A 14,362-nucleotide genomic window follows, 5' to 3' on the forward strand; every position below is an offset into this window, starting at 1 on the left:
CATAGCTAGTTTTGACAGGCATGGTTAATCTTAAGAATTTCTATTAATAAACCTCAATCTGAGCTTAAACGAATCTCCGTACACATCTGCAAATTTTCAGCATTTCAGTGACTAGTGCCAACCGCTCGTATAATTGCCGCAACCTCTCGTATCTGTCTGGGACCGCTCGTATATTTCTGGAAGCGCTCGAATAACTTCAGGAACCTCTCGTATCCTTTGGCAACCGCTCGTATATGATTTTGAACCACTCGTATCTGTTCAGTAGCCGCTCGTATCCGCCGGATGACATTGCTCCTAGGTTATTGCTGTTACCTTGTATGATCCTGAAGAATACTGTAAGTCTTTCGAAGTCCCCGTATATCATAAAGAGTCCGCATAAGTCCTTGCGAAGTGCTCATATCTACTAATGAGTGCTCATAAATGTAGCGGACTGCTCGAATCATTCGGAAGAGTGCTCGTAAATTCCGCAGAGTGCTCGTATACCCAAGAAAAGTGCTCGTAAGCTGTTGCCGAGTCAATTTGTTTATTTCCTGAAACTAGATTACCCAACCACGAAAACCAAACAAAAAAAGCATGAGAGACAAGCCCTCTCATGCTTCATTTTCCGTTCACTCAAAAACAAGTAAATGCATCGATCCGGTCTAGATCAATACCGAAGTACTCCCAACGTCTTGTGGAGCTGCGCCAACGGTATCCTGCGACGGATGTCCGGCCGACGAATGTTGGGAAGAACCAGAAGCCGTTTCTGCGGGACAGCCAAATGTAAGTGTAGCGGTAGAGGCAACCGCGGATGCCGCCTGGGTCGACTCTAAAAAGCTGTTGTTCCGGGTAGGCCGGTGTATAGCTTGGTGGCGGAGCGGTCGGTGCTTGACCGGCGCCCTGTCCGGGTGGCTGGCCTGGGAAACCGCCTTGACCTGGAGGGAAACCTCCCTGTCCCGGTGGGAATCCAGGTGGTCCTGGAGGAAATCCACCTTGCCCCGGAAAACCGCCTTGGCCCGGGAACCCAGGGCCTCCAGGGAATCCTGGTGGATCGTATGGATTATTCTGCGAAGGCCATCTGCCTGATGACGGCATGCCTGGGATCATACTTCCGCCTGGCCAGTTTTGACCTGGCATCCATCCACCACCGAACGAAGCGGGCATCACACCTCCGCCACCGTACATGTCTGGCATGCCGGCACCTGGCATCATTCCTCCTCCACCATACATGTCGGGCATGCCAGTACCAGGCATCCAGCTGCCGCCATACATGTTGGACATGCCACCTGGCATCCAACCATCCATTCCTGCTGTATTCATTCGATCATCCTTTCCTTCAAAGCCTTCCGGCAAACGTGGGTACCATTGTTCGTTTCCTAAGCTATCTGATTTCATTTTGCTGCAAGCTCTCCTTTCACGTTATCAACCTAGTGTATGCACCTAGATGAAAATTGGTTGGACGCTACACAAATTTGCCCCGGCCAATGAATTGAATCAATTGACTAATTCATGGGGAGCGAAGCTTTCTTCAGCATAGTAAATCGGCAGCACATTACCATAGAACAAACTTTCGGAAAAATGAACAAAATGCATTTGAAATCGTGTACGATGTCGGTAGGGAATACGTTTACATTTTCATGGAGAGGGATGGTAGGCATGGTGGTTTTAACAGGTTCTTCATTAACACTCGAACAGATGAATGAGATTTTATATAACAATCAAAGCGTTACTTTGGATGAAGCAGCGCTGGAGCGTGTACAAAAAAGCAGAGAAGCGGTGGAGAGCATTGTCCGTAACGACAAAACCGTTTATGGCATTAATACCGGGTTCGGCAAATTCAGTGATGTGAAAATTGACGAAAAGGATACGAAGGCGCTGCAGCTCCATCTCATCCGATCACATGCTTGCGGTGTCGGAGAGCCGTTTCCGGAAATGGTATCACGCGCGATGGTGGTTCTCCGTTTAAATGCGTTGCTTAAAGGATTTTCCGGCATCCGGCCAGTTGTTTTGGAGCGCTTTGCTTATATGGTGAACAACGGCATCCATCCGGTAATTCCTCAGCAAGGTTCACTTGGTGCATCTGGTGATTTGGCGCCGCTTTCCCATTTGGCGCTCGTGCTGCTGGGGGAGGGGTACGTTTGGAAAGACGGAAAACCGGAGCCGGCGCAAAATGTCTGGAAAGAACATGGAGTAGAGCCGATTGTCTTGGAGGCGAAGGAAGGGCTTGCGCTCATTAACGGCACACAGGCCATGACTGCGCAAGGCGTCGTAAACTATCTCGAAGCGGAAAAATTGGCGTACGCGAGCGAATGGATTGCTGCGATGACGATGGAAGCACTTTTCGGCATTACAGACGCATTCCACCCAGCCATCCATGAAGCGCGCGGCTACAAGGAGCAGGTGGATGTCGCTTCACGGATGCTGGATTGGCTGCAGGGAAGCAGCCTGACGACGACGCAAGGTGAGAAACGGGTACAAGATGCCTATTCGATCCGCTGCATCCCGCAAGTGCATGGGGCGAGTTGGCAAGTTCTCACGTATGTGAAGGAAAAGCTGGAGATTGAAATGAATGCGGCGACAGATAATCCGCTCATTTTTGAAGATGGCGATGTCGTCGTGTCAGGCGGGAATTTCCATGGCCAGCCGATCGCGTTTGCGATGGATTTCCTGAAAATCGGGGTCGCAGAACTCGCGAATATTTCCGAGCGCCGAATCGAACGACTCGTAAATCCGCAGCTGAACGAAGGGCTGCCGCCATTCTTAAGCCCGCAACCAGGCTTGCAGTCGGGCGCAATGATCCTGCAATATTCTGCGGCTAGTCTCGTATCTGAAAACAAGACGCTGGCCCATCCGGCTTCCGTCGATTCCATTCCTTCGTCAGGAAACCAGGAGGACCATGTATCGATGGGGACAATCGGATCCCGCCATGCGAATCAAATCATCCAGAATGCCAAACGTGTGCTGGCGATCGAGGCCTTATGTGCACTGACAGGCTGCCGTTATCGTGGAGAAGACCAGATGGCGCCAAAGACGAAAGCGAAGTTTGATGAATTGATTTCTGTAGTGAATCCGATTGACGAAGATCGGGTATTTGCACCGGATATTGAGAATATTGCTGGTTTGCTTGGGAAGTGAGCGTTGTAATTGAAAAGAGGTGAAGGGAGTAAACCAACCCTTCACCTCTTTTTACTTTTACCGAATAATCGCTTCCTCCGTCCCAGGAACACTCCGATCCAGCCCAACAATATCCGAATAAGCCGGTTCCTTTCCTTGAATTAAATCAGCCAACATCTTGGAGCCGAGCATGCTGTACACGGTTCCGTTTCCGCCGAAGCCGAGCAAGTAATAATGATTCGGTTTCTCGGGATGCCTGCCTATAAAGGGAAGCTCGTCTTTGGATTCTCCGAATAATGCGCAGTAAGCCATGTCCACTTCCAACTGGAGGCCGGGGATTAGTTTATTGGCCTCTGCAATCAGCTCGTCCGCCTTTTCTTGGATTTTTTCCTGGGAGATATCCATTTGGTCGGTTTCCTCATCTAATCCGCCGATGATGATCCGGCCGTCGACAGCAGTCCGCATATACAAATAAGGGCGTTTTGTTTCCCAAATCATAGCATTTTCATACCAGGCAGGCTGCTCGACCGGCTTGCTTACGGCGACGTAGGACCGTTTTATGATATCGCCAGTCAGCTTGCCGACTGGCGGTTTTATGTAGCCAGTCGTAAAGATGACATTTCTGGCTTTAATGCTGCCGCTCGATGTCAGGATGTGCAAGATTCCTTCTTCATCCCGGACATCTTCCACTTCCAAACAGTCATGTACATCTGCGCCTTGCGACTGGATCAATTGCAGGATGCCTCGCACCAATTTAAATGGATTAACTTCCGCATCTCCGCACGTCCATAAGGCGCCTGGCTTGTCGATGCCCGTCTTATCGAGAAGGGCAGGGCGGTCCCAATACTCGCATGGAAAGTCATGTTTGGAAAGGGCTTTGTATTCCTTTTGGATTTTCATCAAGTCGTTCTCATCGCTTGCATAATAAAGGCTCGGCCTTGTGATAAAGGCGGGATCGATCGGCAGTTGCTCCGCAGCTTCCTGCAAATCCTTTAGCGCATCGTAGCACAATCGATAAAATGCAACCGCCTTTTCCTCCCCAATCTGTTCAATCAGCTCGTGAAGCATGATATCATTGGAGTATTGCAGCAATCCAGTATTCGCGGCTGTGCTGCCGTAAGCGAATTCTTCTTTCTCGACAACGGCCACTGTCATCCCTTCGTTTACGAGGGATAGCGCGGTCAATGCGCCAGACATGCCGCCGCCGATGATGACGGCATCGTATGTCTTATCCGCTATGTGATTTTGGATTGGATTTGCTTCGTTCATTGTCGTCGGCCAATATAACTGGCCCGCATGGATTGGCATATGGATTCCCCCTTGCAAGCAATATACCCGCTAACTGAATGACTATAAACGAGGCGACACAAAAAAAGGAGGATATAGAAATGGAGACAAATCAAAAACCACATATATTACTTATCGATGGGATGGCGCTGTTATTCCGTTCGTTTTTCGCAACTTCGGCCATGGGACATTACTTTCCGAATGCAGAAGGTGTTCCGACAAATGGCGTTCAAGGTTTTGTCCGGCATACAATGACGGCGGTGTCGATTTTCAAGCCGACCCATATGGCCGTCTGCTGGGATATGGGCATGCATACGTTCCGGAATGATTTGTTTGATGGATACAAGGCGAACCGGCCAGCACCGGCGCCTGAGATGGTCCCACAATTCGATATGGCTCGGGAACTGTCGGAGAAAATCGGCTGGAAAAACTACGGCATTGCGGGCATGGAAGCAGATGACTTGATCGGCTCGCTCGTTTGCGAGTGGGACGGCCAAGCGGAAGTGACAATCGTGACAGGAGATAAAGATTTATTGCAGCTCCTGCGGCCGGACGTCAAGATTGCCTTTATGAAAAAAGGATATAACGTTTATGATGTTTATACGGAGGATCGTTTTCGTGAGGAATACGAAATTTCGCCAATGCAGTTTATTGACACGAAGGCGTTTACGGGTGACACGAGCGATGGCTATCCCGGCGTCAAGGGGATTGGACCGAAGACCGCATTGAAACTCATTCAGCAATACGGCTCCGTCGACGGTGTCATCGAGGCGCTCGATGAATTGTCAGCAGGCACGCGCAAAAAAATCGAACAGGACATGCCGATGCTGCGCTTATCGCGCCAACTGGCGGAAATTCACTGCAAGCTCGACTTTGACGATCCGCTTGAAGCATTGAATCTTCCTGACTTTAATACTGCCTTGCGTGAGGAATTAGTGGAGATGGGACATACAATGATCGTCCGGCAAATGGATTCGTTGTTCCAAACTTCATCATAAAAAAGGACCGCTGCAGCTCAAGCAGCGGTCTTTCTAATTTTCACAAATGATAGGATGGAACGGTTCGCTTGATAGGAAACCTTGCGCAAGCGGCTTTCCCTGTGGCGTCCTCCGTTGTCATGAATCAGGAGAAAGATGTCGCCTTCTGACTGTTCGTACCCGACGACCGGCACCCAGTGATAATCAAATTCGTATGTACCCAGCCAGTGAAAAGTGAACCATTTATCGAACTTGGCGGCGACAGGACGGCCATGTTGAAGTTCGGTCTTTAGTTCTTCAATCGTGCAAGATTCAACTTCCCAGGCGTTCCCTAGCAGTTTTCGTAAATTTCGTAGCAGGCGCCATTTGAATAAACCGATCCGGGTGCCTCCCAGTTTTCGGTACAATTCATTCACATCGAGGTCGCCATGTTCATTCAAATAGCGTAGAATCGTGTAGGCGGTTACAGGGCCGCAGGCGGATGGCCTGTAATTCGGATCAATGTCCTCGTCATATTGGGATTTTCCATCAAAAGGGACGTGATGCATCCAGGCGCCTCCTTCTTGCAACATCGGTCAAATCGTGGACAAGGATCGTCCTTCTTCTTTTAAAAGAACCTTTAAAGCTGTTCTGAAGTTGATATACGACTCAAATTCCATTTGAATGCCCGCGGCTACGATTTCCCGGACGATATGCGGATTGAAGCCGACTGAAATCGGGCGGACCCCCATCAGTTTCAATGTACTGTTTAGCATGTCCAGTTCCACTGCCAGTACATTCAGCTGGGCGTCTTTCGCTTTATCCAAATCTGCACCAGTGAAATCAAACACCGCACAATTGACCTGGCGGTTCTTGTCCAAGTATTCTAGCACGCGTGAACGGATAAGCTCAAACCGTTCAGAACCGGCGTAGCCGACAACCGGAACTAAAATTGTATTTTCTACAATAGATGAAATGATCGGCACGGACGTTTCCCTGATGATCTGTTCACATTCTGCGATTCGTGCCTTTAATCGCTCGATCTCTTTTTCGTAGTCCATGTTCCACCTCATGATTGGTTTTCTTTAGTATAATTGATTTGATTCAAAACAGATAGAAAAATAGCGGCAGCAAGTTGTAAGTAACTGCTACCGCTATGGATGAAGCTTATTGTTCTTTTACGCTTTCCAAGAAATCGATCACTTGATCAGGTGTCTTAGCGCTTGCGCTGTGAAGATGTGCTTTTTTCTCGCCATTTTGGAATATCAACAAGCTTGGGATCCCCATGACATCATATTTTTCAGCGATTTCTGGAAGAACGTCGCGGTCTAGGTCGTACCAAGTGTACATATCGTATTCTTCTACGATCGGATCGATGAACATGTCCATTCGCGTACAGTCAGGGCACCAGCCTGCTTGAAATTTAACTAAAGCTTTATTATCGTTTGAAATGATTTCGTTGAATTGTTCAACTGTCGTAATTGACTTCATGTATTTTTCCCCCTCCAAGTTGCTACCAACTAGTTTACATCCTTTTGCCCGAGGCGTGTACTAAAATGCCCTGAAGGAGGGAAGTGGAAGATTTTTAAAAATTTCCGATTTAAATATTGCGAAAACAACTCTAATGTTCTAAAATGATAGACATAGAGTTCGAGGTATTTTTTTTACTCGCAAAATGAATGAGCATTCATTCAAATAAAGGGAGGCTTCGCACGTGGCTTATCAAATTAAAAAAGCGGCAGTATTAGGTTCAGGCGTCATGGGATCTGGCATTGCAGCCCATCTCGCGAATATCGGCATTCCCGTCTTGTTGCTGGACATCGTCCCGAACAAATTGACGGCAGAAGAGGAAGGGAAGGGACTATCCCTTGATGATCCAAAGGTGCGCAATAAGTTTGCAGCAAGCGCTTTGGAAAAACTCGTGAAACAGAAACCGGCACCGTTAACTTCGAAAAAGAACCTATCTTTAATCCAGGTCGGCAACTTGGATGATGATTTGGAGAAATTAAAGGATGTCGACTGGATCATTGAAGTCGTCGTAGAAAACTTGGAAGTGAAGAAAGGGCTGTACGAGAAGATTGATGCGATCCGCACGGAAGGAACGATAATCAGTTCCAATACGTCCGGCATCAGCATTGAGGCAATGGCAGAAGGACGATCGGAAGATTTCCGGAAGCATTTCCTTGGCACCCACTTTTTCAATCCACCGCGCTATTTGAAACTGCTCGAGATTATTCCGACGGAAGCGACATCAGCCGAAGTTGTGGAATTTATGACGAATTTTGCAGAAGATCGTCTCGGCAAAGGCGTCGTTCTGGCGAAGGATACACCGAATTTCATTGCCAACCGGATTGGTACATACGGTTTGCTGATCACGTTGCGTGAAATGGAGAAGCGCGGCTTTTCAATCGGAGAAGTCGACTCTGTCACGGGTACACTGATCGGCCGTCCGAAATCGGCAACGTTCCGTACGTTGGACGTGGTAGGTCTCGATACATTCATGCATGTAGCAAAAAACGTCTATGATCAGACGGAAGGTGAAGAGCAAAAAGTATTCGAATTGCCGCCTTTCATGAAGAAAATGATCGACAATGGATGGCTTGGCGCAAAATCCAAGCAAGGATTCTATTTGAAGAAAGACAAAGAAATCCTTGAATTGTACCCAGAAACATTTGAATACGGACCGACGAAAAAAATGAAAACGCCTTCAATTGAGATGGCGAAGCAGCAAAAAGGGCTTGCGAACAAAGTGAAAAGCCTTGTTTACGCCAAGGACCGGACGGGAGAGATCCTTTGGCATATCCTTGCTCCAACACTCGTTTACTCAGCTCAATTGCATGGTGAAATTGCTGATGATATCGTCGCGATTGATAATGCGATGAAGTGGGGCTTCGGCTGGCAGCAAGGTCCGTTCGAAATTTGGGATGCGATCGGCGTAACGAAATCTGTCGAGCGGATGGAAGCGGAAGGGCTCGAGATTCCTTCATTTGTCCGGTCTTTATTGGATAAGGGCTATGAAACTTTCTATAGAGAAGAAGACGGAGATGTTTTCTATTTTGACGGTGAAACGTATCAGCAGGTACCGGTCAATGAGAAAGTCATTGATTTGAAACGATACAAGAAAAAGCACGGTGTCATTAAAAAGAATTCTGGCGCCAGCCTGATTGATCTTGGAGACGGTGTTGCGCTTCTCGAATTCCATTCGCAGTCCAACGCAATCGGTCTCGATATTATCCAAATGATCAACTTCGCGATTGACGAAGTGGAAAAGAACTATAAAGGGCTTGTCATCGGCAACCAAGGCAAAAACTTCTGTGTCGGCGCGAATCTCGGCATGATTTTAATGGAAGCGCAGGATGACAATATTTTTGAACTTGATTTCACGATTCGCCAATTCCAGAACGCGATGATGAAAATAAAATATTGCCGAAAGCCTGTCGTGGCGGCTCCATTCCAAATGGCGCTTGGCGGCGGTGCGGAAGTTTGTTTGCCGGCGGCTCATATTCAAGCATCGATGGAGACGTATATCGGTCTTGTCGAAGTCGGCGTCGGGCTTATTCCAGGCGGAGGCGGAAATGTTAACTTGTACTCGAAGCACTTGAAAGGCCTGCCGAATGGCGTTCATGTTGATTATCAATATGTGGCCAATAAAGTGTTCGAAACAATCGCCATGGCAAAAGTGTCGACATCTGGCGAAGAAGCGCGGGAGAATAACTTCCTGGATTTTGCGGATGGCATCAGCGTCAATCCGGATCATCTGCTATATGACGCGAAGCAAGCAGCACTTGCTCTCTATGAAGGTGGCTATACCCCTCCTGTCAAAGCACAGATTCCAGTCACGGGAGATTCAGGCTATGCGACGATGCTGCTTGGAGCGGAAGCGATGCATCTATCGGGTTATATCAGCGACCATGACTTGAAAATCGCGAAGAAGTTGGCCTTTGTCCTCTCAGGAGGAAAAGTGCCATACGGAACACTTGTCGATGAACAATACATGCTCGATCTAGAGCGGGAGGCGTTTCTAAGCCTTGTTGCGGAACCGAAGTCTCAACAGCGGATGCAGCACATGCTTCTGAAAGGGAAGCCGTTACGCAATTAACAGTGCACTTTAGCAAAGGAGGAAGTCGAATGCGGGAAGCAGTACTAGTGGCCGGTGCACGTACACCGGTCGGCAAAGCAGGGAAAGGATCGCTGGCAACGGTTCGCCCGGATGATCTGGCAGCACTGACTGTCAAAGAAACGCTACAACGAGCAAATGGATATGATGGACCAATAGATGATTTGATCATGGGGTGTGCAATGCCTGAAGCGGAGCAAGGGATGAACGTAGCGCGTAACATCGGAGCGCTTGCCGGATTGCCTGATACAACGCCGGCAATTACGATTAACCGGTTTTGTTCATCCGGCCTGCAATCCATCGCATATGCAGCAGAACGGATCATGCTCGGCCATTCACATGCAATTATTGCTGGCGGGGTCGAATCAATGAGCATGGTGCCCATGATGGGCAACACGATTCGCCCGAATTTTAAGCTCGCCGAAACAGCGCCTCAATATTATATGGGAATGGGGCATACGGCAGAGCAAGTGGCGCAGAAATATGGCGTCAGCCGAGAAGACCAAGACGCGTTCGCAGTCCGTTCACACGAAAGGGCGGCCGCTGCAATTGAAACAGGGAAATTCGTGGACGAAATTGTGCCGGTTGAAGTGACGAAACGCTATGTCGATGCATCAGGTAAATACAAAGAAACGACTTTCCAATTTGAAATGGATGAAGGAGTCCGCGTAGGTACGTCAATGGAAGTGCTCGCGAAGCTGCGTCCTGCGTTTTCCGTAAAAGGATCTGTCACGGCGGGGAATGCGTCCCAGACGTCGGATGGAGCCGCATCTGTCCTCGTCATGGATCGGGAAATGGCAGAAGCGCAAGGGCTCAAGCCGCTTGCGAAATTCCGTTCGTTCGCGGTAGGTGGAGTGCCGCCAGAAGTCATGGGGATCGGCCCGATTGAAGCGGTACCGAAAGCATTAAAGCTTGCCGGACTTTCTATCGAAGATATCGATCTGTGGGAATTGAATGAGGCATTCGCTTCCCAGTCCCTGCAAGTTATCCGTCATCTGGGCTTAGATATGGATAAAGTAAATGTCAACGGAGGAGCGATCGCACTCGGCCATCCACTTGGCGCGACCGGATCCGTCTTGACATTGCGCCTGATGAATGAGCTGCGCCGCCAAGGTAAACAGTTCGGAGTCGTTACAATGTGTATCGGCGGCGGCATGGGAGCAGCAGGAGTATTTGAATTACTGTAATTAGGGCAACCAATTGTGTCTGATGAGGCATATAGATAAGCAGTTTACTATTGATAACTTAGGGAGGAATACCAATGACTGAAACGAAAACGACAGATCTCATCCGGGGCGGGGCTTTCTTAATTGAAGATATCGAAGCGAACCGTGTTTTCACGCCGGAGGATTTCACTGATGAGCATAAAATGATTGCCAAGACGACAGAAGAATATGTGAAGAATGAAGTGGCGCCAGTGATCGAAAACTTGGAGCATCACGAGTTCGAACATTCTGTTCGCCTGTTGAAATCAGCTGGAGACCTTGGGCTTCTCGGTGCTGATATTCCGGAAGAATACGATGGCTTGGGCTTGGATAAAATCTCGTCCGCTTTGATTGCGGAAAAAATGTCCGTAGCTGGTGGTTTTTCAATCACGCACGGAGCGCATGTCGGAATCGGTACGCTTCCGATCGTGCTGTTCGGCAATGAAGAGCAAAAGAAGAAATACTTGCCGAGCTCTGCAACGGCTGAGAAGATTTTCGCGTATGCATTGACTGAGCCGGGCTCCGGTTCCGATGCTCTTGGTGCGAAAACAACGGCGAAATTGAACGAAGCCGGCACCCACTATATTTTGAACGGGGAAAAGCAATGGATTACAAACGCAGGCTTCGCGGACGTATTTGTTGTCTATGCGAAAGTCGATGGCGATAAGTTTTCTGCGTTCATCGTAGAAAGAGAATTCCCAGGCGTTTCGGTTGGGGCAGAAGAGAAGAAGATGGGGATCAAGTCATCCTCTACCCGTACACTTATTTTGGAGGATGCGGAAGTGCCGGTCGAGAATCTGCTCGGAGAAATCGGCCGCGGCCATATTATCGCCTTCAATATTTTGAATATCGGGCGCTACAAGCTGGGCGTCGGAACGATTGGCGGATCCAAGCGTGCGCTTGAGCTGGCGATCACTTATACGAATCAACGCCAGCAATTTAAGACGCCGATTTCCTCTTTCAATTTGACGAAAGAGAAATTGGCGACAATGGCTTCTAAGTTATACGCAACAGAGAGCTTGATCTACCGTACGGTCGGCTATTTCGAGGAGCGCAACAGCCAAATGACGCCGGAGCAGCAGAAGGATGGCAAAGAAGTGGCTGCGTCCGTAGCTGAATATGCGATCGAATGCTCGATTAACAAAGTGGTTGGCTCAGAAGTGCTTGACTATATCGTCGATGAAGCGGTCCAGCTGCACGGCGGCTATGGCTTCATGCAAGAGTATGAAGTAGAGCGTATCTATCGTGATTCCCGTATCAACCGTATTTTCGAGGGAACGAACGAAATCAACCGGATGATCGTGCCGGGCACGTTCTTGAAAAAGGCGATGAAAGGCGAATTGCCATTGCTAGAGAAAGCACAAAGCCTGCAGGAAGAACTGCTTATGATGATGCCGGAGGAAATTGGAGATGAAGCGCTTGCTCAAGAGAAAGTGCTCGTGAAAAATGCGAAGAAGATTGGTCTTCTTGCAGCGGGTATGGCGGCGCAGCGTTTCGGCACGAAACTCGAAACAGAACAAGAAGTGCTCGTGAACATTGCGGATATCGCAAACAATGTCTTCGCCATGGAATCTGCTTTGCTCCGCGCAGAAAAAGCTGTAGCGAAAAACGGCGAAGAAAAAGAAAAGCAAAAGATCCTTTACACACAAATTTTCTGCCAAGAAGCATTTGAAGCGATTGAAAAAGATGCGAAAGAAACCTTGCTCGCTTCTGTTGAAGGGGATAACCAACGAATGATGCTTTCTGCTTTGCGCAAGTTGACTCGTTCCAACCCTTATAACATTATCGCGAAAAAACGCGAAGCTTCCGCAAAATTGATTGAAGCTGAAAAGTACATCGTTTAATAGCAAACCATCCGGATAACCACTTTTTGTCCGGATGGTTTTTCTGTTATACTGAATGGAAAAAGCGGGGTGCATACGATGGCAATTACAGTTTATGGTTATCCTAAATGCGGTACATGCAAGAAAGCAGAAAAATGGATGGATTCGAAGGGACTGCAGGTGGATTATGTGAATATCGCAGAACAGCCGCCGACTGAAGATACCCTTCGCACGTTCATTGAACAGTCGGGTCTCGAAATTAAGAAGTTTTTTAATGTGAGCGGGTTGAAATATCGGGAATTGCAATTAAAGGACAAGCTGCCTGAGATGTCTGATGATGAGAAAGTGGCGCTGCTTGCATCCGATGGCATGCTCATCAAACGACCAATTGCGACAGATGGAAAAAGAGTAACGGTCGGCTTTGATGAAAAGCAGTATGAGGACACGTGGGGTAAGGAATAACTTTCTTGTCTTTATGCTAGGAATATGTCAAAATTGAATGGAATGAATATTTGTATACTTAATGGAGGGTTATGGGATGAGCACACCTACAAACTTGCGTTATTCAGAAGAACATGAATGGGTAAAAGATGAAAGCGGCAAATACCGCATCGGCATTACGCACTTCGCGCAATCCGAACTTGGCGATATCGTATTCGTCGAACTTCCACAAGTCGGTGACGATGTAACAGCGGACGAGCCTTTTGGCAGCGTTGAGTCTGTTAAGACAGTTTCCGAGCTTTACGCACCAATCAGCGGTAAAGTTGTCGAAGTGAACGAAGAGCTGGAAGACAGCCCAGAACTAGTAAACGAATCACCATATGAAGGCGCTTGGATGATCGTCGTAGAAGCTTCCGACGAATCAGAACTAGACGCACTTATGTCTGCAGAAGACTATGACAAAATGACTGTTGGCGAGTAATTAAGGGTACGCTTTTAATAACGAGCGCAACAGGCTGAGGCGCCGGAGAAATCCGGCGCCTTTCATGTTCCGGATAGGGGTGCAAGATGATAAATGAAGACAAAGTGATCTTTGTGGAAGGCCATTCGGATAAAAAACGTCTGCTCGCTGTATTGGCGGAGCCTGTCGAAATCGTATGTACGAATGGTACAGTCAGTCCGTACAAATTGGAAGAGCTCCTCGCTCCCTATGAGCACCAGGATATCTATGTATTCGTTGACGCAGATGCGTCTGGAGATGCGATACGAGCACTTTTTAAACGGGAATATCCTGAAGCCATTCATCTGTATACAGAGCGAGTGTATCGGCAAGTCGAGACAACCCCCTATCGAGCGCTTGCTCTTATTCTTCTGGCAGCGAATTTCAAGGTGCATCCCGACCTGTTGTTCTGAAAAGGCGCCTTACGACACTTGATTCACAAGGAGGACATCTATGGATAACTGGACACGTGAGCAATGGGAAGAAAAACGGAGCCAATTTCCGGATGCCGCATTTTATTTATATACACCGCTATGCGGAACATGCGCAGTTGCTTCTAAAATGATGGAGGTCATAGCGGAGCTGAAACCTGATTTGCCTCTCGGCAAGGCGGATTTGAATTACGTCGAATCGATTGCGGTTGATTACGAGATCGAAAGCGTGCCCTGCCTTCTCATTCAAAGGGATGGGGAGCTGGCACATAAGATTTATGCGTTTCAATCCGTGCCGTATTTGCTTGAAAAATTAAGTTGACAGTAAAAACACCGCATGGTATAACTGTTAACAATCAATTGAATATGTCGCTCTTATAAAGAGAGGTGGAGGGAAGTGCCCTATGAAGCCCGGCAACCGTCACATTTGTGAAATGGTGCCAAGTCACGCAAAGCGAATTGCTTTGAGAGATGAGAGATCGGACGAACGTTTATTACATAATACGTGAT

At 48.1% G+C, this 14,362-nt stretch carries 14 protein-coding genes and 1 riboswitch; of the genes, 9 read left to right on the forward strand and 5 right to left on the reverse strand.

Translation table 11 applies throughout. From position 1 onward, the window contains the following. Positions 1 to 612: 612 nt before the first annotated feature. Positions 613 to 1,374, reverse strand: a complete 762-nt coding sequence (locus L7D49_RS20365) for a hypothetical protein (protein WP_336246391.1) — start codon at positions 1,372 to 1,374, stop codon at positions 613 to 615. Positions 1,375 to 1,635: 261 nt separating this feature from the next. Between L7D49_RS20365 and hutH the strand changes: the two genes are divergently transcribed. After that, positions 1,636 to 3,114 (forward strand): histidine ammonia-lyase, encoded by a 1,479-nt coding sequence (gene hutH, locus L7D49_RS11495; RefSeq protein WP_238080987.1) that lies wholly within the window; start codon positions 1,636 to 1,638, stop codon positions 3,112 to 3,114. Between the two features lie 57 nt (positions 3,115 to 3,171). On the opposite strand, the gene L7D49_RS11500 is transcribed toward hutH, so the two are convergent. Further along, positions 3,172 to 4,401: an NAD(P)/FAD-dependent oxidoreductase gene (locus L7D49_RS11500; protein ID WP_238080988.1), complete on the reverse strand. Its 1,230-nt coding sequence runs from the start codon at positions 4,399 to 4,401 to the stop codon at positions 3,172 to 3,174. 80 nt (positions 4,402 to 4,481) lie between these two features. Between L7D49_RS11500 and L7D49_RS11505 the strand changes: the two genes are divergently transcribed. Next, the gene (locus L7D49_RS11505) at positions 4,482 to 5,378 is read left to right on the forward strand and encodes a 5'-3' exonuclease (protein ID WP_238080989.1); all 897 of its coding nucleotides are present in this window, start codon (positions 4,482 to 4,484) and stop codon (positions 5,376 to 5,378) included. A gap of 17 nt (positions 5,379 to 5,395) precedes the next feature. On the opposite strand, the gene L7D49_RS11510 is transcribed toward L7D49_RS11505, so the two are convergent. From L7D49_RS11510 to L7D49_RS11520, 3 genes are all read right to left on the reverse strand, one after another. Beyond that, a complete protein-coding gene (locus tag L7D49_RS11510; protein WP_238080990.1) occupies positions 5,396 to 5,905 on the reverse strand; it encodes a C39 family peptidase in 510 nt (169 codons plus the stop codon). A 27-nt stretch (positions 5,906 to 5,932) separates the two neighbouring features. After that, positions 5,933 to 6,397: an STAS domain-containing protein gene (locus L7D49_RS11515; RefSeq protein ID WP_238080991.1), complete on the reverse strand. Its 465-nt coding sequence runs from the start codon at positions 6,395 to 6,397 to the stop codon at positions 5,933 to 5,935. A gap of 106 nt (positions 6,398 to 6,503) precedes the next feature. After that, the gene (locus L7D49_RS11520) at positions 6,504 to 6,827 is read right to left on the reverse strand and encodes a thioredoxin family protein (protein WP_238080992.1); all 324 of its coding nucleotides are present in this window, start codon (positions 6,825 to 6,827) and stop codon (positions 6,504 to 6,506) included. A gap of 223 nt (positions 6,828 to 7,050) precedes the next feature. Between L7D49_RS11520 and L7D49_RS11525 the strand changes: the two genes are divergently transcribed. From L7D49_RS11525 to L7D49_RS11555, 7 genes are all read left to right on the forward strand, one after another. Then, positions 7,051 to 9,435, forward strand: a complete 2,385-nt coding sequence (locus L7D49_RS11525) for a 3-hydroxyacyl-CoA dehydrogenase/enoyl-CoA hydratase family protein (RefSeq protein ID WP_238080993.1) — start codon at positions 7,051 to 7,053, stop codon at positions 9,433 to 9,435. 29 nt (positions 9,436 to 9,464) lie between these two features. Then, positions 9,465 to 10,640, forward strand: coding sequence for an acetyl-CoA C-acetyltransferase (locus L7D49_RS11530; protein ID WP_238080994.1), 1,176 nt, complete (start codon positions 9,465 to 9,467; stop codon positions 10,638 to 10,640). Between the two features lie 74 nt (positions 10,641 to 10,714). Further along, entirely contained in the window at positions 10,715 to 12,502 is a 1,788-nt protein-coding gene (locus tag L7D49_RS11535; RefSeq protein WP_238080995.1) for an acyl-CoA dehydrogenase family protein, read from the forward strand. 78 nt (positions 12,503 to 12,580) lie between these two features. Then, positions 12,581 to 12,943 carry an arsenate reductase family protein gene (locus L7D49_RS11540; RefSeq protein ID WP_238080996.1) on the forward strand — a complete coding sequence of 121 codons (363 nt, stop codon included), beginning with the start codon at positions 12,581 to 12,583 and terminating at the stop codon, positions 12,941 to 12,943. Positions 12,944 to 13,019: 76 nt separating this feature from the next. After that, positions 13,020 to 13,403 (forward strand): glycine cleavage system protein GcvH, encoded by a 384-nt coding sequence (gene gcvH / locus L7D49_RS11545; protein ID WP_238080997.1) that lies wholly within the window; start codon positions 13,020 to 13,022, stop codon positions 13,401 to 13,403. 86 nt (positions 13,404 to 13,489) lie between these two features. Then, a complete protein-coding gene (locus L7D49_RS11550) occupies positions 13,490 to 13,834 on the forward strand; it encodes a toprim domain-containing protein (protein WP_238080998.1) in 345 nt (114 codons plus the stop codon). A 40-nt stretch (positions 13,835 to 13,874) separates the two neighbouring features. Next, positions 13,875 to 14,174 carry a thioredoxin family protein gene (locus L7D49_RS11555; RefSeq protein ID WP_238080999.1) on the forward strand — a complete coding sequence of 100 codons (300 nt, stop codon included), beginning with the start codon at positions 13,875 to 13,877 and terminating at the stop codon, positions 14,172 to 14,174. 50 nt (positions 14,175 to 14,224) lie between these two features. Beyond that, positions 14,225 to 14,330: riboswitch (SAM riboswitch) on the forward strand. The last annotated feature ends 32 nt before the right edge of the window (positions 14,331 to 14,362 follow it).

Source organism: Sporosarcina cyprini (assembly GCF_022048975.1).
Lineage (GTDB): Bacteria > Bacillota > Bacilli > Bacillales_A > Planococcaceae > Sporosarcina > Sporosarcina cyprini.

Coding starts and splice junctions, on each gene's coding strand:
- L7D49_RS11540 (WP_238080996.1), top strand. CDS start 12,581: ATGGCAATTACAGTTTATGGTTATCCTAAATGCGGTACATGCAAGAAA.
- L7D49_RS11510 (WP_238080990.1), bottom strand. CDS start 5,905: ATGCATCACGTCCCTTTTGATGGAAAATCCCAATATGACGAGGACATT.
- L7D49_RS11530 (WP_238080994.1), top strand. CDS start 9,465: ATGCGGGAAGCAGTACTAGTGGCCGGTGCACGTACACCGGTCGGCAAA.
- L7D49_RS11500 (WP_238080988.1), bottom strand. CDS start 4,401: ATGCCAATCCATGCGGGCCAGTTATATTGGCCGACGACAATGAACGAA.
- L7D49_RS11505 (WP_238080989.1), top strand. CDS start 4,482: ATGGAGACAAATCAAAAACCACATATATTACTTATCGATGGGATGGCG.
- hutH (WP_238080987.1), top strand. CDS start 1,636: ATGGTGGTTTTAACAGGTTCTTCATTAACACTCGAACAGATGAATGAG.
- L7D49_RS11555 (WP_238080999.1), top strand. CDS start 13,875: ATGGATAACTGGACACGTGAGCAATGGGAAGAAAAACGGAGCCAATTT.
- L7D49_RS20365 (WP_336246391.1), bottom strand. CDS start 1,374: ATGAAATCAGATAGCTTAGGAAACGAACAATGGTACCCACGTTTGCCG.
- L7D49_RS11515 (WP_238080991.1), bottom strand. CDS start 6,397: ATGGACTACGAAAAAGAGATCGAGCGATTAAAGGCACGAATCGCAGAA.
- L7D49_RS11520 (WP_238080992.1), bottom strand. CDS start 6,827: ATGAAGTCAATTACGACAGTTGAACAATTCAACGAAATCATTTCAAAC.
- L7D49_RS11535 (WP_238080995.1), top strand. CDS start 10,715: ATGACTGAAACGAAAACGACAGATCTCATCCGGGGCGGGGCTTTCTTA.
- L7D49_RS11550 (WP_238080998.1), top strand. CDS start 13,490: ATGATAAATGAAGACAAAGTGATCTTTGTGGAAGGCCATTCGGATAAA.
- gcvH (WP_238080997.1), top strand. CDS start 13,020: ATGAGCACACCTACAAACTTGCGTTATTCAGAAGAACATGAATGGGTA.